Origin of the sequence: Duffyella sp. Ts4, assembly GCF_051851875.1 — a bacterium.
Taxonomy (GTDB): domain Bacteria; phylum Pseudomonadota; class Gammaproteobacteria; order Enterobacterales; family Enterobacteriaceae; genus Duffyella; species Duffyella gerundensis.
In genome coordinates this window covers 1-23,226 of record NZ_JBLYPN010000028.1, presented here as the reverse complement: position 1 = coordinate 23,226, position 23,226 = coordinate 1, and the positions used below count along the sequence as shown (strand labels likewise).

The 23,226-nt window shown below is 58.9% G+C and carries 11 protein-coding genes and 1 pseudogene; 8 read left to right on the top strand and 4 right to left on the bottom strand.

Going from position 1 to position 23,226, the window contains the following annotated elements; all coding sequences use genetic code 11:
- From ACJY2L_RS20250 to ACJY2L_RS20240, 3 genes are all read left to right on the top strand, one after another.
- Nucleotides 1-3,200: Ig-like domain-containing protein (locus ACJY2L_RS20250; RefSeq protein ID WP_439351309.1), on the top strand; the 3,200-nt coding region annotated here is incomplete at its 5' end.
- 286 nt (nucleotides 3,201-3,486) lie between these two features.
- Nucleotides 3,487-6,906, top strand: a complete 3,420-nt coding sequence (locus ACJY2L_RS20245; RefSeq protein ID WP_439351308.1) for an Ig-like domain-containing protein — start codon at nucleotides 3,487-3,489, stop codon at nucleotides 6,904-6,906.
- 286 nt (nucleotides 6,907-7,192) lie between these two features.
- A complete protein-coding gene (locus ACJY2L_RS20240) occupies nucleotides 7,193-10,237 on the top strand; it encodes an Ig-like domain-containing protein (RefSeq protein ID WP_439351307.1) in 3,045 nt (1,014 codons plus the stop codon).
- 133 nt (nucleotides 10,238-10,370) lie between these two features.
- Here ACJY2L_RS20240 and ACJY2L_RS20235 read toward each other — a convergent pair whose 3' ends face one another.
- The 3 genes and pseudogenes from ACJY2L_RS20235 to ACJY2L_RS20225 all read right to left on the bottom strand — a co-directional run bounded on the left by ACJY2L_RS20235 (nucleotide 10,371) and on the right by ACJY2L_RS20225 (nucleotide 15,905).
- Complete coding sequence (locus ACJY2L_RS20235) at nucleotides 10,371-11,417, bottom strand: SDR family oxidoreductase (RefSeq protein ID WP_439214703.1); 1,047 nt, start codon at nucleotides 11,415-11,417, stop codon at nucleotides 10,371-10,373.
- A 162-nt stretch (nucleotides 11,418-11,579) separates the two neighbouring features.
- Nucleotides 11,580-13,691, bottom strand: a complete 2,112-nt coding sequence (locus ACJY2L_RS20230) for a putative bifunctional diguanylate cyclase/phosphodiesterase (RefSeq protein WP_439214705.1) — start codon at nucleotides 13,689-13,691, stop codon at nucleotides 11,580-11,582.
- Between the two features lie 156 nt (nucleotides 13,692-13,847).
- Nucleotides 13,848-15,905 (bottom strand): annotated as a pseudogene (locus ACJY2L_RS20225) (putative bifunctional diguanylate cyclase/phosphodiesterase).
- Between the two features lie 467 nt (nucleotides 15,906-16,372).
- Here ACJY2L_RS20225 and ACJY2L_RS20220 point away from each other — a divergent pair.
- The 5 genes from ACJY2L_RS20220 (at nucleotide 16,373) to ACJY2L_RS20200 (ending at nucleotide 21,613) form a co-directional block, all read left to right on the top strand.
- Complete coding sequence (locus ACJY2L_RS20220; RefSeq protein WP_439214706.1) at nucleotides 16,373-16,942, top strand: Csu type fimbrial protein; 570 nt, start codon at nucleotides 16,373-16,375, stop codon at nucleotides 16,940-16,942.
- A 73-nt stretch (nucleotides 16,943-17,015) separates the two neighbouring features.
- Complete coding sequence (locus ACJY2L_RS20215; RefSeq protein ID WP_439214707.1) at nucleotides 17,016-17,477, top strand: Csu type fimbrial protein; 462 nt, start codon at nucleotides 17,016-17,018, stop codon at nucleotides 17,475-17,477.
- A 28-nt stretch (nucleotides 17,478-17,505) separates the two neighbouring features.
- Complete coding sequence (locus ACJY2L_RS20210; RefSeq protein ID WP_439214708.1) at nucleotides 17,506-18,204, top strand: fimbrial biogenesis chaperone; 699 nt, start codon at nucleotides 17,506-17,508, stop codon at nucleotides 18,202-18,204.
- Between the two features lie 2 nt (nucleotides 18,205-18,206).
- Nucleotides 18,207-20,645: a fimbria/pilus outer membrane usher protein gene (locus ACJY2L_RS20205; RefSeq protein WP_439214710.1), complete on the top strand. Its 2,439-nt coding sequence runs from the start codon at nucleotides 18,207-18,209 to the stop codon at nucleotides 20,643-20,645.
- Nucleotides 20,642-21,613, top strand: a complete 972-nt coding sequence (locus ACJY2L_RS20200) for a Csu type fimbrial protein (RefSeq protein WP_439214712.1) — start codon at nucleotides 20,642-20,644, stop codon at nucleotides 21,611-21,613. Before ACJY2L_RS20205 ends, ACJY2L_RS20200 begins: the two co-directional genes overlap by 4 nt.
- Here the strand turns inward: ACJY2L_RS20200 and ACJY2L_RS20195 are convergent, their stop codons facing one another.
- Nucleotides 21,614-22,927, bottom strand: coding sequence for an MFS transporter (locus tag ACJY2L_RS20195; RefSeq protein ID WP_067433737.1), 1,314 nt, complete (start codon nucleotides 22,925-22,927; stop codon nucleotides 21,614-21,616).
- Between the last annotated feature and the right edge of the window lie 299 nt (nucleotides 22,928-23,226).

Below are 23,226 nucleotides of genomic sequence, written 5' to 3'. Positions count from 1 at the left end.
TGGCCGACGGCACCTACAGCCTTTCCATCCGCGCCACCGACAGCGCCGGCAACGACGGCATTCCAAAGCTCTATAACCTGGTGATCTCCACCACGCCGCCGGAGCCACCAACGCTGTTCACCCTTGACGACGATCAGGGCGACAAGACCGGCTTTTTCAAATCCGGTGAGACCACCGACGACCTGCGTCCGACGCTGAGCGGCCTGGCCAAACCGGGTTCCATCGTGGTACTGATGCGCGACGGCGAGGAGATCGGCAGCGCCGTGGCCGACGCCGTGACCGGCCTGTGGAGCCTTGAACCGAACCAGGATCTTACCGACGGCGAAAACAGCCTGACGCTGGTCACCCGCGACACCTTTGCCAAAAAGGATCGTGAAAGCGAGGAGTCCGAGCCGTTCACCATCGTGGTTGGCCCGGACGCCACCACCCCGGGCCCCGGACCGGGCCCCGGCCTGGTGTTTATCGACGGCGCAGAGGATAATGTTGGCGCTAACACCGGCCCGCTGGCCTCCGGCGCGCTCACCGACGACACCCGCCCTGAGCTGCACGGCACCGCCCCGGCGGGCAGCACGCTGCGCCTGCAGTACCGCAGCGACAACGGCGACTGGATCGAGGCCGGCAACGTGCCGGTTAATGCTGACGGCAGCTGGAGCTGGATTCCGACCGATGCCCTGCCCGACGGCAGCTGGGAGTTCCGCGTGCGCGGCGACAGCGGCTGGACCGACGAGTTCGCGCTGGACATCGACAGCGCGGCGCAGGACGCCATGCTCATCACCCATGCCACCGACAACAAGGGCCCCTACACCGGCGAGCTGGCCAGCGGCGTCGCCACCGACGACGACACCCCGACCCTGCACGGCACGGCCGAGGCCAACAGCGTGGTCTACCTCCACGGCGAGTACGGCGGCAACGGCAACTGGAGCCTGCTCGGCAGCGTGGTCGCCGGCCCGGACGGCCGCTGGAGCCTGACCACCACTTCGCTGATTATCACCGGCAGCTGGCGCTTCCACGCCGGCCCGGCCGAGGAGCTGAGCTCGCGCACCGACACCTTCCTGCTGGAGTACATCACCAGCGGCTCGCGCGTGCCGCAAATCACCGGCGCCTGGGACGACGCCGGGCTGATCACCGGCCTGATTCAGGACGGCCGCACCACCAACGACACCCGCCCGGAGCTGCGCGGCACCGCTGAGGCCAACGCGCTGGTGATGATTGAGTTCGGCAGGCCGGGCGAGCCGTACAGCACCGGCTACACCGCCATAGCCAACGCCCGTGGCGAGTGGTCGTTCACCCCGCCGGACACGCTGGGCCTCGGTGAATGGGTGTTCCGTGCCAAAGCGGGCAACGGCAGCAGTTACAGCAACAGCTGGAGCCTCACCGTGACCGAGGGTGAGGTGAACACCTCCCTGTATGATTTTGAAAAAATCGCCCATCAGACCATCACCGGCTCATGGCAATATGACCATCTGACCTTTACTTTGCTCACGCCTGCTAATGTTTCGCTTTCAGTAGAAAATGCTTCGGCTTACGGCAACAGCAGCACCGCCATGAAACTGGTGACCAGTGGCTCAGCAACCAATAGTTATGTAAGGCTAAAAGTTGATTTCGAAGTCATGGTCAACTTCGTGCAACTGGATGCATTAGACTGGGAAGGGAAAGATTCCTTCGTGGCATTTTTTAACAGCCGGGGAGAAGAGATCGGTCGCGTTTATGCGGAAGATATACGCAGTAATATCCAGCAGCAGCTTCGTTTTTATACCGAAAAAAATGAAATTGCTTATATGGAGCTTAATTTAAAGAGTAGCACAGTCGACTTTCTGATTGACAATATCATTATCCAGGAAAGCTATAATCCGCTGGAGAATATTGACTCCGGATTCGCACCATTTGATATAAACAAATTCAGCGCCTCGCAAGTCGGCACCTATGAGTTTGAGGATGGCCTGAAGATGGTCATTCAAAATAATCCGGGCAATGGCGTTATTTCCAATACGGCGAACGGCTTATTAATGCGAGAGAACGCCACCCAGGAGTTCCGTTTTGGCGCTACAGACAAAGTCCAGTTTGATATCGTTCAGCTAAATAACACCACTGACCATAAAATTGAAATTCACTCAATTACTGGTGAAATCATTCATGCACAAACGATGGACCGGAATGGCACGTATTATTTTGAAGCGCCAAAAGGAACGCTAATTTCGCACATAGTATTTACCAATGGCACTGAGGCAGGAACAGATACGGGTTATTATCTGGATAACCTAACCTGGGGTAACAATATTACCAGCAAGCTGCTGCATCACTGGACCTTTGATAATAATACGCTGGAAGGCTGGACCCTGGCAGGAGACTATGCCAAGACTAATTCAGGTAACAACGTTTCATCAGGCAGGGTTAATTTGAAAACGGACAGTGTGGGTGGTAATACTTACTCAGGCCAGGTTATGTATTACGACGTCGTTGTTGAAAAGGGAAAAACTTACGATTTCTCCTTTAAAGCCACCCGAGTAACGACAAATTATGGACATCCTCAGCTAGGCATGACAGTCGGAGATATTGCTGTTATTCCAGCGACGACTATTGTTAGCGGCTCATACGATCTGACTGGCTCCTGGACGGCGACCGAGTCAGGTACCGTCAGGGTTGCTGTTACCAATAATACAGCCACCGGGGCAGGTAATGATTTCTACCTTGATAATATAAAGATGAATGAAAGGTTTCCCGAACATAGCTTTAAAGAGCAAACCGCTAACGGTGTCGACGAAGCCAGCGCGTTCACCTTTATCAACAGCGTTGACGAACTGCAGGTAATCAACGGCGGCGACGGCGTAGACACGCTGGTGATTACCGGCGCGCAGCAGACGCTGGTGTTATCCGATGTTGCCGACAAGCTCAACTCCGTCGAGGTGATCGACATTACCGGCAACGGTGATAACCGTCTGGAACTGAATGCAGGCGACATACTTAACCACGGCGGTCGCGACCTGTTTATTGATGATGGCAAACTGCAGTTTATGGTGCAGGGCAACGAAGGTGACACCGTGCAGCTCGACGACCTGCTGCCGGACGGCACCGACACCGGCGACTGGATTGCGCAGAACGGCACCGTCACCGTGGCGGGCGTGGAATATCAGGTGTTCAGCCACAGCGGCGAAGAGGCGGAGGTGCTGATCCAGCAGGGCATCAAAACCGAGCTGATTTAACGCTCAGTCCGGCTGTTAAGGCTGGACGTTAACATCCCCCTTAAGGGAGCCTGCCGGCTCCCTTTTTTTATTCGTAAACGTAAAGGGTCACAGGGAAGCTCGCGGGCTCTTTTTTTGATGTTCGCCGTGCGCAGCCGTATAAACCCGCCTTCCCGCCCCGACCCCACGTTTTCCGGCCATTCGGGACGGGTCTCATCGCTCATTCGCCCACAGATTAGCATGCTGATGATACACCGCACCGGCACCTCAGCCGGTGAATTAACACAGCCATACAAAGGATCACTGCGTGAACATTTTAGCCACTCCAGGCGTTAACATTCTTGAGCGTGACAGCAACAGGCCGGTGATCTCCGGCAGATTACCAAGTGAGATCGGCAAGGGCGGCGAGATGGAGATCGTCATCGGTGCTGACCGTTATACCGTGATGATCGATCCGGCCGACGGCAGCTGGAGCTGGACGCCGCCTGAAGATCTGGCCGACGGCACCTACAGCCTTTCCATCCGCGCCACCGACAGCGCCGGCAACGACGGCATTCCAAAGCTCTATAACCTGGTGATCTCCACCACGCCGCCGGAGCCACCAACGCTGTTCACCCTTGACGACGATCAGGGCGACAAGACCGGCTTTTTCAAATCCGGTGAGACCACCGACGACCTGCGTCCGACGCTGAGCGGCCTGGCCAAACCGGGTTCCATCGTGGTACTGATGCGCGACGGCGAGGAGATCGGCAGCGCCGTGGCCGACGCCGTGACCGGCCTGTGGAGCCTTGAACCGAACCAGGATCTTACCGACGGCGAAAACAGCCTGACGCTGGTCACCCGCGACACCTTTGCCAAAAAGGATCGTGAAAGCGAGGAGTCCGAGCCGTTCACCATCGTGGTTGGCCCGGACGCCACCACCCCGGGCCCGGGTCCGGCCCCCGGCCTGGTGTTCATCGACGGCGCCCACGACAACGCCGGCACCAACACCGGCGCGCTGAGCTCCGGCGCCATCACCGACGACGGCATGCCGGAGCTGCGCGGCACCGCCCCGGCCAGCAGCGTGCTGCGCGTGCAGTACCGCAGCGTGGACGGCAGCTGGATTGAGGGCGGCAGCGTCACGGTCAGCCCCGACGGCGGCTGGAGCTGGAGCCCGACCGCGGCGCTGGCCGACGGCGGCTGGGAGTTCCGCGTGCGCGGCGAGGGTGGCTGGACCGACGAGTTTGCGCTGACCGTCGACGCCGAGGCGCCGAGCGCGATGACCATCACCCACGCCACCGACAACAAGGGCCCCTACACCGGCGAGCTGGCCAGCGGCGTCGCCACCGACGACGACACCCCGACCCTGCACGGCACGGCCGAGGCCAACAGCGTGGTCTACCTCCACGGCGAGTACGGCGGCAACGGCAACTGGAGCCTGCTCGGCAGCGTGGTCGCCGGCCCGGACGGCCGCTGGAGCCTGACCACCACTTCGCTGATTATCACCGGCAGCTGGCGCTTCCACGCCGGCCCGGCCGAGGAGCTGAGCTCGCGCACCGACACCTTCCTGCTGGAGTACATCACCAGCGGCTCGCGCGTGCCGCAAATCACCGGCGCCTGGGACGACGCCGGGCTGATCACCGGCCTGATTCAGGACGGCCGCACCACCAACGACACCCGCCCGGAGCTGCGCGGCACCGCTGAGGCCAACGCGCTGGTGATGATTGAGTTCGGCAGGCCGGGCGAGCCGTACAGCACCGGCTACACCGCCATAGCCAACGCCCGTGGCGAGTGGTCGTTCACCCCGCCGGACACGCTGGGCCTCGGTGAATGGGTGTTCCGTGCCAAAGCGGGCAACGGCAGCGCCTACAGCAACAGCTGGAGCCTCACCGTAACCGAAGGCGAGCTGAACACCGCTCTGTATGATTTTGAAAAAATCGCCCCGCAGACCATCACCGGCGCGTGGAAATATGATGAGCTGACCATCATCCCGGTGACCACCAGCAACGTCACCTACCGGATCATTGACGACTCGCGCTTTGGCAAGGTGATGTCGATTGACACCACCGGCACGGCAACAAACAAACTGGTGCAGTTCCGCATCGATTTTGAGCAGGAGGTGAACTTCGTTCAGCTTGATGCCATCGACTGGGAGGGCGCACAATCCTACGTCAGCTTCCACGACAGTGCGGGTACCGAGATTGGACGCGTCTATGCCAAAGATATCCGCAGCGACGTCACCCAGATGCTGCGCTTTTATACCGACAGGAATGAAATTGCGTACATGCAGTTCAACATGCAGAGTAATACGCCGCAGTTCATCATTGACGATATTATTCTTAAACAGAACCACAATATCTCGACAGATCCGGACTCCGGCTCAACAAAATTTAATAACGCTGATGGCAGTCAATTTAATGCCGATGTGCTGGGCACCTATGAGTTTAATGACGGCCTGAAAATGGTTATTCATCATATTGACCACCGAAATATTTATAGCATCGCGGATGATGGTAATCATATAACATTGCGGTCCGGTGCCATCCAGGAATTTAATTTTGGTCAGACAAATAAAGTTCAGTTTGATATTGCGCATTTGGATAATTATAATCTTGACGCACATAAACTGGAGGTTTTTTTAACCACCGGTGAAAAGTTATTAACGGAGAGGGTCACCAGAAATGGCCGCTATTATTTTGAGGCACCAGAAGGGAAACTGATATCACATATCCTGTTCACCAACGGCTATGACTCAGTGCCCGGCTATGTCAATGGAGCTTATACAATAGGCTACCTGTCCTGGGGTAAAAACGTCACGGCAAAGCCAGTTTATGAATGGGGCTTTGAAGATAACTCCCTTCAGGGCTGGACGCTGGTTGGAGAGTATGCCAAAACCAGTTCCAATACTTCAGTCGTAAAAATCAACGATAGAGGTTACGTATTAAAAACTAACACCGATGGGGGTCATACTTATAATGATACGATTATGTATCATGACGTTCGCGTTGAGGCCGGTAAAACCTATGACTTTTCGTTGTATGCTCAGCGATCGGCACCTTATAACGGGGACTACGTCGGCAAGGTGGGCATGACCGTCGATGGCCAGAGCGTGATTGCCGGCACCGATATCACCGGTAATCATACGCTCACCGGCAGCTGGACCGCCACCACCACCGGGACGGTGCGGATTAACATTACCAACGCCACTACTTCAGGCCATGGTAATGACTTTTTCCTGGATAACATTCGGATAGATGAAAGGCTGCCCGAACGCAGCGTCAACGAGCAGTCGGCTAACAGCGTCGACGAAGCCAGCGCGTTCACCTACATCAACAGCGTTGACGAACTGCAGGTAATCAACGGCGGCGACGGCGTCGATACGCTGGTGATCACTGGCGCGCAGCAGACGCTGGTATTATCCGATGTTGCCGACAAGCTTAACTCCGTCGAGGTGATCGACATTACCGGCAGCGGCGATAACCGTCTGGAACTGAACGCAGGCGACGTGCTCAGCCACGGCGGCCGCGACCTGTTCATTGATGACGGCAAACTGCAGTTTATGGTGCAGGGCAACGCCGGTGACACCGTGCAGCTCGACGACCTGCTGCCGGACGGCACCGATACCGGCGACTGGATTGCGCAGAACGGCACCGTTACCGTGGCGGGCATCGAATATCAGGTGTTCAGCCACAGCGGCGAAGAGGCGGAGGTGCTGATCCAGCAGGGCATCAAAACCGAGCTGATTTAACGCTCAGTCCGGCTGTTAAGGCTGGACGTTAACATCCCCCTTAAGGGAGCCTGCCGGCTCCCTTTTTTTATTCGTAAACGTAAAGGGTCACAGGGAAGCTCGCGGGCTCTTTTTTTGATGTTCGCCGTGCGCAGCCGTATAAACCCGCCTTCCCGCCCCGACCCCACGTTTTCCGGCCATTCGGGACGGGTCTCATCGCTCATTCGCCCACAGATTAGCATGCTGATGATACACCGCACCGGCACCTCAGCCGGTGAATTAACACAGCCATACAAAGGATCACTGCGTGAACATTTTAGCCACTCCAGGCGTTAACATTCTTGAGCGTGACAGCAACAGGCCGGTGATCTCCGGCAGATTACCAAGTGAGATCGGCAAGGGCGGCGAGATGGAGATCGTCATCGGTGCTGACCGTTATACCGTGATGATCGATCCGGCCGACGGCAGCTGGAGCTGGACGCCGCCTGAAGATCTGGCCGACGGCACCTACAGCCTTTCCATCCGCGCCACCGACAGCGCCGGCAACGAGGGCACGCTAAAGCTCTATAACCTGGTAATCTCCACCACGCCACCGGAGCCACCGAAATTAATTCAACTTTACGACGATGCTGGCGGCAAAACCGGCAGCTTTGACGCTGGTGTTCCTACCGATGACCGTCGTCCGACGCTGACCGGCCTGGCCAAACCGGGTTCCATCGTGGTGCTGATGCGCGACGGCGAGGAGATCGGCAGCGCCGTGGCCGACCCGGTCACCGGTCTGTGGACGCTGGAACCGAACGTCGACCTGCAGGACGGCCAAAACAGCCTGACGCTGGTCACCCGCGACACCTTTGCCAAAAAGGATCGTGAAAGCGAGGAGTCCGAGCCGTTCATCATCGTGGTTGGCCCGGACGCCGCCGACAACGGCGGCATTGCGCTGATCACCCACGGCTGGGACGACAGCGGCGAGAACGTTGGCGAGCTGAGCACCGGTGCGCTGACCAGCGACACCACCCCGCAGCTGTTCGGCTCCGCCCCGGCCAGCAGCACGGTGCGCGTGCAGTACCGCGGCGAAAACGGCAGCTGGACTGACGGCGGCACCGTGACTGCCAACGCCGACGGCGAATGGAACTGGACCGCGCCGGTGCTGGGCGCAGGCAACTGGGAGTTCCGCTCCTCGGCGGCCACCTCCGGCGGCTGGAGCGACGAGTTCGCGCTGGAAATCAGCGACCAGGCGCAGGCTGAGGTGACCATCACCCACGGCTGGGACAGCGAGGGCGCCTACACCGGCGAGCTGCGCTCCGGCGCGCTCACCGACGACAACAAGCCACAGCTTTTTGGTCGCGCCGAGGCTAATAGCCTGGTTTATGTGCATACCCGCCTGGAAAATGGCGTTTGGGAACGCATCGGCTCCGCCCATGCCGGCCCGGACGGTCGCTGGACGCTGGAGACCGAGCGCCTGAGCGCCGGCCACAACCAGCTGACCGCGGGCAACAGCCCGGCGGCGTCCGGCGACGTCCTGTTTGAACTCGAGGTGGTCACCACCGACCCGGCCGCACCGCAGATTGTGGGCGCTTACGACGACGCAGGGATTATTACCGGCTACATGGGCAACCCGGACGTCACCGACGACCGCACGCCGCGGCTGGAAGGCCGCGCGCCTACCGGCGCCGTGGTGGTGATTTATCAGGACGGCGCGCCGGTGGGCTCGGTGGTGGCCGCCGGCGGCGTCTGGCAGTACGAGGTTCCCGCGCTGACCGAGTATAAAACCTACCGCTTTAACAGCGCCATCCGCAGCGGCGGCACCGACGGCCCGCAGTCGGCACCGTGGGAGATCGAGCTGATCACCGGCAATCCGACCGACGTGACACTGGAGATTATCAGCATGACCGCCGACAGCGGCGCCTCCGCCACTGACTTTATCACCAACGACGGTTCGGCCGGCCGCACCCTCAGCGGCATCCTCAGCCGTTCACTGGCCTCGGGCGAGCGCGTGCTGGTCAGTAACGGCACGCAGAGGCTGGAGGCGGTGGTGAACGGCCTGACCTGGACGCTGGTCGACCCGAATGCCCACGCGGGCAGCTGGGAGTACCGCGCCTGGGTGGAAAACACGGTGACCGGCATCAACGGCGAGCAGGTACAGCAGACGGTAACCTTCGATAACAGCATCGTCCGCGCCACGATTGACAGCATCTATGACTCCGCCAGTGGAAAGGATCTGGATGCCGGCGCCACCACCTTTGACCGCACGCCGACGCTGAGCGGCAAGGCCAAGGCGGGCAGCCTGGTCACAGTTTACGACGGTGAAATTCCTTTAGGATCTACTTATGCCAACAATAATGGCAGTTGGTCCTGGGAACCGTCATACAACCTTACCGAAAAAAATTATGACTTCATTGCGAAAGCCACCGATATTGCAGGAAATGCATCACAATCTCTATCATGGGATATAAATGTAGACTCTAGACCAAATCTGGGATTTGAGGGGCTTGAAGGCCCTAAAGAATATTTTACAGACGGTATGATAATGAATTTTTCCTCAGGGTTAAAGATGACCGTTTTAGCAAAAGGAATAGGTATCATCAGCGATCACCTCTATTCAAAATTTTATGAAATTCCGCGTAGTAATGGTAATTATGGAATTTTCGTGGTGCCTTCAACACAATTAAAATTTGAATTGCCGGCCCCCTCTAATAGTATTTCTTTTAATGTTCGGCATAGTCATGATATAAGAACAGTTGCCAAAATTTATGATATGCATGGAAAACTTATTGATACAATTGCCCTTTTCACTCTGGGTACTGTCCAGACCTTTACATATACAGCAGCCAGCCCGGATAAGAAAGTTGCTTATGTTATTATTGAAGGTGCACCTACAGAAAGTAATGGCCCGGATGCAGGATGGGTGCTTGACAGCATAAGTTGGGATAACACACCTGCGGAGCGTGGGACGAATAATGAAAGTGAGGTAAACAAAAGTACTGATATCGATGAAGAGTCCGAGTCCGTTATTAATGCCCTAAATAGCGCTAAATCTGACGAGGAAAATAAAGGCCAGATCGATCTCACTGGCGAAGAAAATAACCAGATCACCCTTAACCTGAATGATTTACTGACTTCCGGCGAGAAGAACCTGTTTATTGAAAACGGTAAAACTCAGCTGTTAATTACCGGCGACGAAAACGACACCGTGCAGCTCGACGACCTGCTGCCGGACGGCACCGACTCCGGCGACTGGATTGCGCAGAACGGCACCGTGACCGTGGCGGGCGTGGAATATCAGGTGTTCAGCCACAGCGGCGAAGAAGTGGAGGTGCTGATCCAGCAGGGCATCAAAACCGAGCTGATTTAACGCTCAGTCCGGCAGGTTTCAGTTTCCCTGCCGGACCTTATCAACATGTTAACAAGGAGCCTGCTGGCTCCTTTTTTCTTTACCGCCTTGCTTTACCGCCCTCTGCTGCGCCTCGTGTCCGTTGTGACGGATCTTACGGAATAAACCGCTGTTCACGCAGCGCGGTCAGCCGATCGATAAACATCTCTTCGCTGTCGATACAGTCGGCAAAGCCGTGCTTGCGCGCCTTGATGGTGCTGGTGATGTTGTCGAAGGTGGTTTTGAGGATAAAGTCGCCAAACTGCCAGGAGACGATACGGTCATAGGGATATTCCTGCAGGCCGTGCTCCTGCGTCAGTTGCTGCCACAGCGGCCCTTTATCGGCCATCATCTGCTGTAGCGACAGCGGAAACGGCTCGCCCACCGGCACATCAAAAAACGCGGCGATGCGCGGCCAGATGCGCGACCAGCGGAAGTAATCGCCGTTGGTGATGTTAAAAACCTCGCCGCGGCAGGATGGCGTTTCCCCCGCCCACTCTACTGCGCTGGCCAGAATGCGCGTGTCGGTTACCTGATAGAGCGCATCCCATGCGGCACGCGGGCCAGGAAAGGACATTGGCACGCCCAGCGCTTTGGCGAGGGTGCCGTAAATCGCAATCACCATCAGCAGGTTCATCGGGTTGCCGACCGCCATGCCGATCACCGCTTCCGGGCGCAGCACGGTCCATGACCAGGATTTTCCCTGCGATCGTTCCCGCAGAAAATCTTCCTGATCGTAATAGAAGTTCGGCGGCATATGGCGCGGATCGCTCTCTTTCGCCGGTGACGGGAACGGGCCGATATGCGCGCCATAGGCTTTGCCGCCCTGCATCAGCGTGATGTGCTGAAGCTGTGGCGCGTGCGCTTCCAGCACCTCCACCAAATTTTTCAGCATCAACAGATTGGTCTCCACCAGCTCGGCGGGCGTCGGCTTTTCCTGATAGGCAGCAAACACCAGATGCGTCGCCTCGGGGATCTGCGCCAGCAGGGTTTCACACGACTGACGATCGGTAAGATCCACCGGCAAATGCCTGGCGCGTCCGGCAAAATCTGGCTTGCGCCGGGAAATCGCCACCAGCTCGACCTCCTGCTGTTCAAAATGCTCAAGCACGCCGCGTCCAATCACGCCCACTGCGCCCGCCACCACAACCGTTTTTTTCATAACCGCGCCCTCTGCGTAAACAACGAGAAAACTAAAGTGTTGTGGCGCAGGCGGCAGTCGTCAATGTGCTGGCGAGGCGCAAGCGAAACGCCAGAGCGGCAATGCCCCCGTGAATCGGGGGCTGCGGGATAATGGTTTTTTTCAGGCGCAGCGGCTAGCGGATCAGGCGCTGGCGGCCAGTTCCGGCTGCGCCTGCATCTCGGCGGCCTGCTCTTCGCCGACGTAATCGGGCAGTTCGCCGATGCGATCCGGCGGCAGTGGTTTACCCAGCAGATAGCCCTGCAAGGTGTTGCAGCCAAGGCTGGTTAAGAACGCCTGCTGTTCAGCGGTTTCCACCCCTTCCGCCACCACTTTCAGGTTCAGGGACTGCGCCAGCGCCACGATGGCAGAGAGAATGGTGGCATCTTCCGGCTTGCTCTCCAGCTCGTTGACGAAAGCGCGGTCGATTTTCAGCTCGCTGGCGGGCAGGCGCTTAAGATAGAGCAGGCTGGAATAGCCGGTGCCGAAATCATCAATCGAGGCTTTGACGCCCAGCGTGGTCAGCTCGGTGAGAATGCGCACGCTCTCATCGGGATCGCGCATGGCGGTGGTTTCGGTGACCTCCAGCGTCAGCTGTTGCGGCGGAATACCGTGCCGGTTCAGCGCGCTGGTGACGGTCTCTACCAGGTTGTTCTGCTCAAACTGCAACGCCGACAGATTCACCGCCACCGTCCAGCTCGGATGACCCGCATCATGCCATTCACGCAGCTGACGACAGGCTTCGTTGATCACCCAGCTGCCGATGTTGACGATCATGCCGGTCTTTTCGGCGATCGGCAGAAACACGTCCGGCGACAGCAAACCGCGCACCGGATGCTGCCAGCGCAGCAGCGCCTCAAAGCCAAGAATCGGCCCGCACGGCGCGCAATATTTTGGCTGATAGAACAGACGCAGCTCGTTGTGTTCCAGCGCCTGCCAGAGATCGTTATTGAGCTGTAGCTGGCTCTGCACCTGAATGTTCATCGACGGCTGGAAGAAGTTGTAGCCGTTGCGGCCGTTGTTTTTGGTGTGATACATCGCGGCATCGGCGTTAAACATCAGCTCACGCTCGTCGGCGCCGTCGCCAGGAAACACCGCAATGCCGATGCTCAGCGACACCACCAGCTCGTAGCGCGAGACGTCAAAAGGCCGATCGATCGCTTTCACCAGCCCATCAGCAATGGTGGCCGCATCGTTGGGATGGTCAATTTCGGTGAGCAGCACGAACTCGTCGCCGCCCATGCGCGCGAGGGTAAAGTGCCCTTTGACCTCCTGCGCCATGCGTTCGCTTACCGCAATCAGCAGGTTATCGCCAACATGGTGCCCGAAGGCGTCATTCACCGCCTTGAAGCCGTCAAGATCCATGAACATCAGCGCAAACTGGCTGTTTTCGCGGCTGGCTTTGCTGATCGCCTGTTCCAGACGATCTTCCAGCAGAATTCGGTTAGGCAAACGGGTTAAATTGTCATGCAGCGCCAGCTGCGCCAGTTCGCGGTTGGCTTCTGCCAGCGAGCGTGCAAGCAGCGAAGTGCGCGCCTGTAAACGGGCGTCGAGCATGGAAACCAGCAGCGTAATACCAAGAATGGCGATGGTGACCACCGTCACCAGCAGCGCCAGCCAGTTGCCGTTCACGCCCATATGCGTGGCGTGGCTGTGCGCCGGAAAGCTCGCCGCCGCCATGCCGGTATAGTGCATGCCCGCGATGGCGCAGCCCATTAACACCGATGCGCCAATACGCATCAGCGTCAGGCGGCCATTGCCGGTGCGCAGATGAAACGCCAGCCATAATGCTGCGCCAGAGGCGACCAGCGCAATCACCACCGAGAGCGCGATCCAGCGCCAGTCCCAGATAATGCCAGGCACAAACATCAGCGCCGCCATGCCGGTGTAGTGCATCGCCACCACGCCGCTGCCGAGCACCAGCGCCCCGCCGCACAGGCGCAGCACCGGCAGCTCGCCGTAGCAGACCAGCCAAAGGGCAAAAATTGAGGCGACAATGGCGATCAGTATTGAAATGGCGGTAAGCGAGGCGTCGTAGCTCATTACCATTGGCAGCGTCATCGACAGCATGCCGATGAAGTGCATCGCCCAGATGCCCACGCCCATGGCAAAACCGCCGCCGATCAGCCAGACCAGCGCGGCTTTACCGCTGGAGGTGGCGACGCGGCCCGCCATATCGAGCGCGGTGAACGAGGCCAGCATCGCCACAATCACGGAGATGATGACCATCATTGCATCATAGGAGGTAACCAACATAGGCGTTTCCAAAAGGTCAGCTGCCAGCGCACCGGCATAAGGTAAAAAAAATGGGCATCGTCATGTTCGAATTATCGGCATAGCTCGCGGGCATCTTAGGCTATCCGCGCCTGAACGTGCCGATTACTGCAAAAGGCCACTCTGTTGCCTGCGCGATCACGGCGAGCTGGCGATCGCCTGCGCCACGCGCTCTGCTGGCAAGGGTTTGCCCAGCAGATAGCCCTGCAGGGTGGTAAAACCGAGCCGGGTTAGCAGCTGCTGCTGCTCCGCCGTCTCCACGCCTTCGGCCACCATATCGAGATTCAGCCCGTGTGCCATCGTGAGCATGGCGCGCACCACGGTGGCATCTTCGCTGTCCGCCCGCAGGCTGTTGATAAAGTTGCGATCGATTTTCAGCTCGCTGGCCGCCAGATGTTTCAGCTGGAGTAAGTTAGCATAGCCGATGCCAAAATTATCGATGGCAATACGCACGCCGAGGCTGGCCAGCGCGGCGATAATCTGCTGACTGAAGGCGGGATCGCGCATGGTTACCGACTCGGCGATCTCCAGCGTCAGCGAACCGGCGGGCAGCTGATGGCGCGCCAGCGCATCGCGCACCGTATTCAGCAGGTCGTGCTGCTGAAACTGCAGCGCCGACAGGTTTACCGCCACGCTCCATTCCGGATGCCCGCCGGTGTGCCACTGTCGCAGCTGGCGGCACGCTTCGTTGATCACCCAGTTGCCAATCGAGACGATCAGCCCGGTTTTCTCAGCGCGGGCGAGAAATTTTTCCGGCGTCAGCAGGCCGCGTGTCGGATGCTGCCAGCGCAGCAGCGCCTCAAAGCCCAGCGGCTGCGTCTTGCCACTCGAAAACTGCGGCTGATAAAACAGCCGCAGCTCCTGACGATCCAGCGCCGCCCACAGATCGGTGGCCAGCTGTAGCTGATGCTGCGTCATCACGTGCATCGCCGGTTCAAAAAAATGCCAGCCGTTGCGGCCACTCTGCTTGGTGTGATACATCGCCGCGTCGGCGTTGAGCATCAAGATTTTGCGCGTTCTGCCATGTTCCGGGAAAATTGCGATGCCCACGCTCAGCGAGACGCGCAGCTGGTAGCGCGCCAGGTCAAACGGCGCGTCGATCGCCTTCACCAGCGTGCCCGCCACCTGCCCCGCCTGCGCGCGATTCGCCTCGTTGAGCATCACCACAAACTCATCGCCGCCCAGCCGCGCCAGCATCGCCGTCTCCGGCAAATTATCCTTCAGCCGTTCCGCCACCGCCCGCAGCAGCCGATCGCCAATAGGGTGGCCCCAGGCGTCGTTGACCGCCTTGAAGCCGTCGAGATCCATGAACATCAGCGCCAGCGGGTGATCTTCCCGACTGGCGCGCCGCAGGCTACGATCGAGCTGCTGTTCCAGCATGATGCGGTTGGGCAGGCCGGTCAGCCCATCCCGCATCGCCAGCTGCTTCAGTTCACGATTGGCGCGGGTTAGCCGGTACGCCAGCTTTGCCGCCTGCAGCTGGGCATCCAGCATGGAGGCAAGCAGCGTCAGGCCGAGAATAGAAAGGGTAATAATGGTGACCCATACCGCCAGACCCTGCGTGCTGAATCCCTAATGATCGATCATGCTGTGTGCGGAGAAATGGGCGGCGGCCATGCCGATATAGTGCATACCGGCGACGGCAATGCCCATCACCAGCGCCGCACCGAGCCGCAGCAGCAACACGCCGCGCAGATTTCTTCGCAGGTGAAAGGCGAGCCACAGCGCCAGGCCGGAGGCGCCGATTGCCACCACGCAGGAGACCGCCACCAGCAGCGCATCCCAGCGAATCGCAGGCGAAATCAACAGCGCACGCATGCCGATATAGTGCATGCCGATAATGCTGCCGCCGAGGGTCAGCGTGCCCGCCAGCCAGCGTCGCAGGGTCAGCACGGCGCGGCTGGCGGCGAACCACAGCGCGGCGGCGGAACCCGCCATCGCCAGCAGCAGTGAACCGAGGGTTAAGGGGATGTCATAACGGGTGGTCAGCGGCATCATCATCGCCAGCATGCCAATAAAGTGCATCGCCCAGATGCCGATGCCCATCGCCGCGCCGCCACCCGGCAACCAGAGCAGCGCGCGACGCCCACGAGCCGCTGCCATGCGGCCTGCAATATCAAGCGCGGTGAACGAGGCGATAAACGCGACGATCAGAGACACCGTTACCAGGATCCCATCCCAGTTAACCATCAGCATCGTACCACTCCTTTCCATCATGCCTCGCTGCCCTAAATATGCTGCCTGTTATCGGCACCTGGTACGCAATATTTACCGCACGCCCTCAGCGAGCCGTGAAATATTGTTACGCAGCGGTACTTTCTGCGAGGTCAAAAAAAACAGCATGCCGAAAAGCGGTCCGTTATCACGACGTTACGCCTGTTCTGCCGTTACGCATAGCACTCTGCGTCACAGAAAAAAGCTGATAAAACAGCGAGTCATCACAATACTTAAGAGAAATTACCCTTTGGCATTTACCTAAAGGGTTCGCTTGTTCTATAGTTAGGAAAATTTATATAAAAACATTTAGTCACATCTCGGAACTTTCTTACAAAATAAGCGAGTTAGCGTCACGAGATGAGCACAGTGGTTATTTGGAATTCTATTTAATGCGTTACCCATCAGGTGAAAAAGCTGAGCTTGTTTTTAATTCGTAAGGAATGATTATGAAAAAGACGCTTTTTCTTCTGGCCTGTGGCCTGAGTACCGTGATTTCCCCTTTGTCGATGGCGGTGACCACCAACGGCTCTTTCAACGCCACGCTGACGCTGACCACCGGCTGTGTGATCAACGGTGTGCCTAATGCCGCTAACGGCGTGAATTTCGGTAACTTAGACTTCGGTAGCAGCGCCGCGACCTTTACCTCGCTCGATGCCACTCTACAAGGCTCGCAAGGCTCGGGCATTAACGTGCTGTGCACCACCAATCAACCCTTTAACGTGCGTATAACCAGCAGTAACGAAGCGCCCGCCACCGTATTTGGTACGGTTACCGGTCAGCCTCGCTATCTGGTGCTTGGTGCCAATCCTACGCAGGGCATCGCCTACACGCTGTATAACGACGCCGCGCGTGCGACGCCTGTTGCCAATAACACCGATCTGGTCGCTGTGGGCACGCCCAGCCCGACATTGGGTCAGAACTTCCCGATTTATGGTCGGGTAATCGGCGGCAATAACAGTGCAGCGGTGCCGGCGGGCACCTATACCGATACCATTAACGTTGCTGTGAATTACTGATCGGCGTAGCCGGAAATTAACGATGCCGGGGACAGGGCACCGTCAACTCGCTGCGCCTGCTCTCCTGCTGCTCATGGCTGGACAGGTGCAGGCGCTGCCGACCCAGACGTTTCAGGTCTCGGCGTCGGTGGTGGCGGGCTGTGTGATTTCCGGCACCAATACCGGCGTGTTCGGCACGCTGGATTTTGGTACCCAGTCAGGCGTGTCGCGGCAGAGCGTCAGCGCCAGTTTTGTGCAGAGCACCTCGATTAATCTGGCCTGCACGCCCGGCACCAGCCTGAACATGAGCATCAACGGCGGGAGTAATTTCAGCACCTCGCGCAACCTGAAGCTGGCTAATTTCAGCAATACCATCGCTTATCAGCTGTTCAGCAACGCCAGCCGCACCCAGGCCATTCTGGTGAATCAGAACGTCGCGCTGAGCTATGCCAACGCCAATAACATTACGTTGCCGATTTATGGCCAGCTGCAGCTACCCGGACCGACGCGCGCTGGCACCTATACCGATACCCTGACCGTCACCCTGAGCTGGTAACGGGCGAATGAAAAGAAAGGAACCGATCATGAACTGGCTTCGTCCCCTTGCGCTCTCCCTGGTCGTGCTGGCTGCGCCGCTGCTGCATGCGGCAAACTCGGTGATGATCTGGCCGATCGATCCGAAAATTCACAGCGAGGATAAAGCCAGCGAACTCTGGCTGGAGAACCGCGGCAACGCCACCACGCTGATGCAGGTGCGCATCTTTCAGTGGCAGCAGAGTAATGGTCAGGAGCAGTATCAAACTCAGCAGCAGGTAGTGGCCAGCCCGCCGCTGGTGCGCATCGAACCCGGCCAGAAACAGCTGGTGCGCCTGATCAAACAGACGCCGCCGTCCGCCAATACCGAAGCCGCCTATCGCGTGGTGCTGGATGAGATCCCGACGCCACAGAAACCCGGCGAGAACCAGGCCGGACTGACCTTCCAGATGCGTTATTCCGTGCCGCTGTTTGTTTACGGCAATGGCCTGACGCCCGACGGCGTTAAGCCGCAGCTGAGCTGGCAGCTGGTTAATAACGGGGGCAAACGCTTTATTGAGATCGCCAATAGTGGCAACGGCCACGCCCGTATCAGCAAGGCGCAGCTGGATGGTCGCACGCTGTCCGACGGCCTGCTGGGCTATGTGCTGGCCCGCTCCAGCAACCGTTTTCCGGTCAATGCGGCGAGCGGCAGCGAGCTGCAGGCGCAGGTAAATGACAGCAGCTGGCGCAGCCGCGGCTCGCGCTAACTATGCTGCTTCACCGTTGCACCTGGGCCATACTCCTTGCGCTGTATGCCGTTGATGCCACGGCAGAGACCTTTTCGACGCTGCCGCCACCGCCTTCCCTGTCGCCAGCGCCACAGGGCGATCGGCAGCAATATATGCTTGGTCTGGTGGTGAATCAGCGCGATCGTGGCGACATCGTGCCGGTTATCTTTCAAAACGGACACTATCTGCTGCGCGCCAGCGATCTGCAAAACGCCGGGATTCCAGCGGAGAAGCTGCCAGCGGGCGAGGTGGATCTCGCCACGCTGCCCGAGGTGCAGGCGGAATACAACAGCCAGCGCCAGCTGCTGTTGCTCACCGTGCCGCCCGGCTGGCTGCCCGTGCAGACCTTTACCGGTGAGGATCGCGGTCCACGTTATCCGGGCCAAGTCAGCAACGGTCTGTTGCTGAACTATGATGCCTACGCCAGCCGCATCGAGCGCGGCAGTTCACGGCTGTCGCTGCTCAGTGAGCTGCGGCTGTTTGGTCCGGCGGGACAGTTTTCCAGTAACGGCGTTTATCAGCAGACGCTGTCCGGCAGCAGCGCGGCGCAGGAGGATGGCTATATTCGCTACGACACGTTCTGGGCCAATGAGAATGAGAACCGCGCGCTGAGCTGGCGCGTCGGCGATCTGATCAGTGACAGCCTGGCCTGGAGCAGCAGCGTACGGCTGGGCGGCGTAACCCTTGGTCGCGACTTCAGCGTGCGCCCCGATCTGGTGACCTATCCGCTGCCCGCCTTTGCCGGTCAGGCAGCGGTGCCCTCCACCGTCGATCTGTTCGTTAACGGCTATCGCACCAGCCGCAATGACGTGCAACCCGGCCCCTGGTCGCTGACCAACCTGCCGTTTATTAACGGCGCGGGCGATGCGGTCATTGTCACCACCGATGCGGTGGGTCGCCAAATCACCACCACGCTGCCCTTTTATGTTACCAGCGATCTGCTGAAGCCTGGCCTTAGCGATTTTTCTTTTTCGGCGGGTGCGCTGCGGGAAAACTACGGCGTGAAAAACTTCGATTACGGCAGCGCCGCCGCCAGCGGCTCTTATCGCTACGGCGTAAGCGACTGGCTGACGCTGGAGACCCACGCCGAGGCGGCGGAATCGCTGGTGATGGGCGGCGGCGGCGCGCAGTTCAAACTGGGCGCGTTTGGCGTGGTTAACGGCGCGCTGGCGCAGAGTCAGCTGGCTGGCGAACAGGGCACGCAATACAACTGGGGCTATCAGTACAACCGCGACGGCTTCAGCATCGGCACTCAGCATACCGTGCGCACGGCGCAGTTCGGCAATCTGGCGCTGGTCGGCAACCGCAGCGGCGACACCGGCGACGGCAACATTCTCTACGCACTGAGCCGCCGCAGCGCGCAGTACAACGCCAGCCTGGCGCTGAATCAGTTTGGCAGTATCGGCGCGGCCTACATTGAGATTGTCAGCGGCGATGGCCAGCAAACCCGGCTGCTTAACCTGTCGTGGAGTAAAAACCTGTGGGGTAACAGCAGTGTTTACGTTTCCGCCAGCCACGATCGCGAACAGTCGGGCTGGAGCGGCGCCGTCTCGCTGGTGATTCCGTTTGGCAATGAGATCAGCAGTGCAGTGAGTCTTGAACGCGATCGCGAGGGCAACAACGCGCAGCGCCTTTACGTCTCACGTGCCATGCCCAGCGACGGCGGGCTGTCGTGGGATGCCTCCTGGGCCAATCAGGCCAGCGGCGGCGATTACACGCAGGGCAGCCTGCGCTGGCGCGACCAACGCTTTGATAGCGCAGCGGGCTTCTACGGCGACGGTGACAGCAGCACGCAGTGGGCCGATTTCAGCGGCTCGCTGGTGATGATGGATAACCGGGTGTTCGCCGCCAATCAGGTCAACGACGCTTTTGTGCTGGTGAAAACCGGCTATCCCGACGTCAACGTGCGCTATGAGAACCAGTCGATGGGTCGCACGGACAAAGAGGGTTATCTGCTGGTGCCGTCGATCAACAGCTGGTATCCGGCGAAGTACGATCTCGATACGCTTGACCTGCCTGCCGATGTCACCACGCCCAAAGTACAGCAGCGTTTTGCAGTGAAGCGCCAGAGCGGCTTTTTACTGAATTTCCCGGTGGAACCGCTGCGCGCTGCCAGCGTGATTGTGCAGGACCAACATCAGCAACCGGTGCCGGTTTCCAGCGTGGTGACGCGTGCCGGGCAGGCGGCGGAATATGTCGGCTGGGATGGTCTGGTGTGGATGGAGAATTTACAGGCGGACAATCTTATTCATCTACAAACGCCGGATGGCCGCACGTGCGATACCCGACTGACGCTGCCTGCCGGTCGGCCGCAGGCGCTGAAAACCTATGGCCCGCTCACCTGCTCGCTGCCGGATCTGCCCACGGGCGCCGCGCCGGTTAGCGATGCCGCTAATTCGACCTCAGGAGTGTTGCCATGATCAAGATGCTGCTGCTGGTGCTGCTGCTGTTTTCCGCTGCCGGACAGGCCGCCTGTACGCTGCCCGCCTCCACCGCCAGCTTCGGCTCGCTGACCTCGTTTGCGGTGAACAGCACCGCCAGCACCACCTCCAGCAGCGCCAACGTTAACTGCGGCGCAGGCTCCGGGATATCGCTGCTGGGCAATAACACGATTACCTTGCAGCTGGCCAGCGCCACGGCGACCGCCAATACGCGCGGCGTGCTAAAACGCAGCGGCGATACCGGCCCGGATAATATTCCATTACAGCTTTGCACCAACACTACCTGCACCAGTGAACTGCGGGTTGGCGGCGCGGCTTACACCTATAATCAGGCGCAGCTCCTTGGTCTGATCGGCGGACTCGGTGGCCTTAACTTTAGCCTGCCGCTCTACCTGCACTCCGTGCCCGGACAGACGGTGGCGGCGGGCACCTATACCGTGACGCTCAGCCTGGCGGTCACCTATAATATTTGCACCAGCCTGAGTGTGGGCCAGGTATGTCTGACGCCGCAAACTGGCAGCGGCGTGATCCCGCTGACCACCACGCTGATCGTCACCAACGACTGCACTACCATCACCGCCCCCAATATCAGCTTTGGCAGCGCGCCGCTGGTGAGCAGCTTTCCCAGCGTGTCGCAAACCATCAACGTCATCTGCACCAAAGGCAGCGTTTATACGGTGGGATTAAGCAACGGCAATTATGCGGTAGGCAGCGTGCGTAACATGGCGAGCAACGCTAACCGGCTGAGCTATGAGATTTATAAAGGCACCAGCAGCAACCGCTGGGGCCCAGCCGGCAGCGAACGTCAGGCCAGCAGCGCCGCGGCGTCGGTCAGTGCTGATGGCCTGACGCGCGGCTTTGCCTACCGCGCGCAGGTGCTAACTAACCAGAACACGCCGCCTGCGGGCAACTACAGCGACAGCGTGGTGGTAGATATTGCGTTTTAATCAGAGTGCTTCGGCGGGTTTTCCCTGATGCGCGTAGCGATACCGCTTTACCAGCTTGCCGATACACAATGTGCCAATCAGGCCACACACGGCGGCAAAGGTCAGCCAGACGCCCGGCATCGCTTTGTCGCCGGTGGCGTGAATCAGGTAGCTGGAGATAGCTGGCGTAAAGCCGCCAAACAGCGCGGTTGCCAGGCTGTAGGCCAGCGAAAAGCCCGAGGCGCGCACTTCCGCCGGCATGATTTCCGCCAGATAAACCACCATTGCCCCGTTGTAGCTGGCATAAAGAAACGACAGCCACAGCTCCGCTTCCAGCAGGTGATTAAAGGAGGGCGATCCCACCAGCCAGTGCAGCACCGGCCAGGCGGTGACGATCATCAGCAGAGTAAACAGGATCAGCAGTGGACGACGGCCCACGCGATCGGAAAGCGCGCCCATCAACGGCAGCCAGAACAGGTTGGAAATGCCGACAAACAGCGTGACCAGAAAGCTCTGTTTATCGTTCATCATCAGCACGGTTTTACCGAAGGTCGGCGTGAAAGCGGTGATCATGTAGAACATTACCGTGGTGGTGACCACCATCAGCATACCCGCCAGCACCAGCGCCCAGTTGCTGGCCACCGAGCGCATGATGTCGCGCATCGCCGGATGATGTTTACGCTGTTTGAACTCGTCGGTCTCTTCCATCATGCGACGGATCCAGAACAGGAACGGCACGATCATGCAGCCCACCACAAACGGGATACGCCAGCCCCATTCGGTAACCGCCTCTTTCGCCAGCAGATGATTCAGCGCCAGCCCCAACAGCGCCGCGAAGATCACCGCAACCTGTTGACTGCCTGACTGCCAGCTGACGTAGAAGCCTTTGCGCCCTTTTGGCGCCACTTCCGCCAGATAGACTGAGACGCCCCCCAGTTCCACGCCTGCCGAGAATCCCTGCAGTAAACGCCCCAACAGAATAAGGATTGGCGCTGCCATGCCCAGTGTCGCGTAGCCCGGCACCAGCGCGATGGTCAGCGTGCCGATCGCCATCAATCCCAGCGTCAGCAGCAGCCCTTTGCGACGACCGTGATGATCGATGTAAGCGCCCAGAATAATCGCGCCCAGCGGACGCATCAGGAAACCCGCGCCGAAGGTCATCAGCGTCAGCATCAACGACGCGAAGGGATCGTCACCGGGAAAGAAGGTTTTTGCTATGGCGGTGGCGTAGTAGCCAAATACCATAAAGTCGTACATTTCCAGAAAGTTACCGCTGGTTACGCTGAGTATCTTGCGCGCACCGCCCTGCCGCGGCGCACTGATTGCATTGCTCATTACTGCTTCCTTTATCGCTATTTTTTTCTCTTTTAGCGTGGCGGCGCGGAATTTAATGTGATGGCGATCACTGCAAACCATTAGCAGGCAAACAATAGCGTAACAAATGATTAACATGGGGAGGAGGCCCGGAAACGGGGGGGCTTTTGTCTTGCAGACGGCTATTAAGGTCAACGTCTTTAAGGTCAACGGCCATTTCGTTCTGCCTGGCAGGCGGCTTAAGGTCAAGGTCTTTAAGGTCAACGGCCATTTCGTTCTGCCCTTCGGGCCGCCCGAGCAGGGGCGGCATGCGCCCCGCC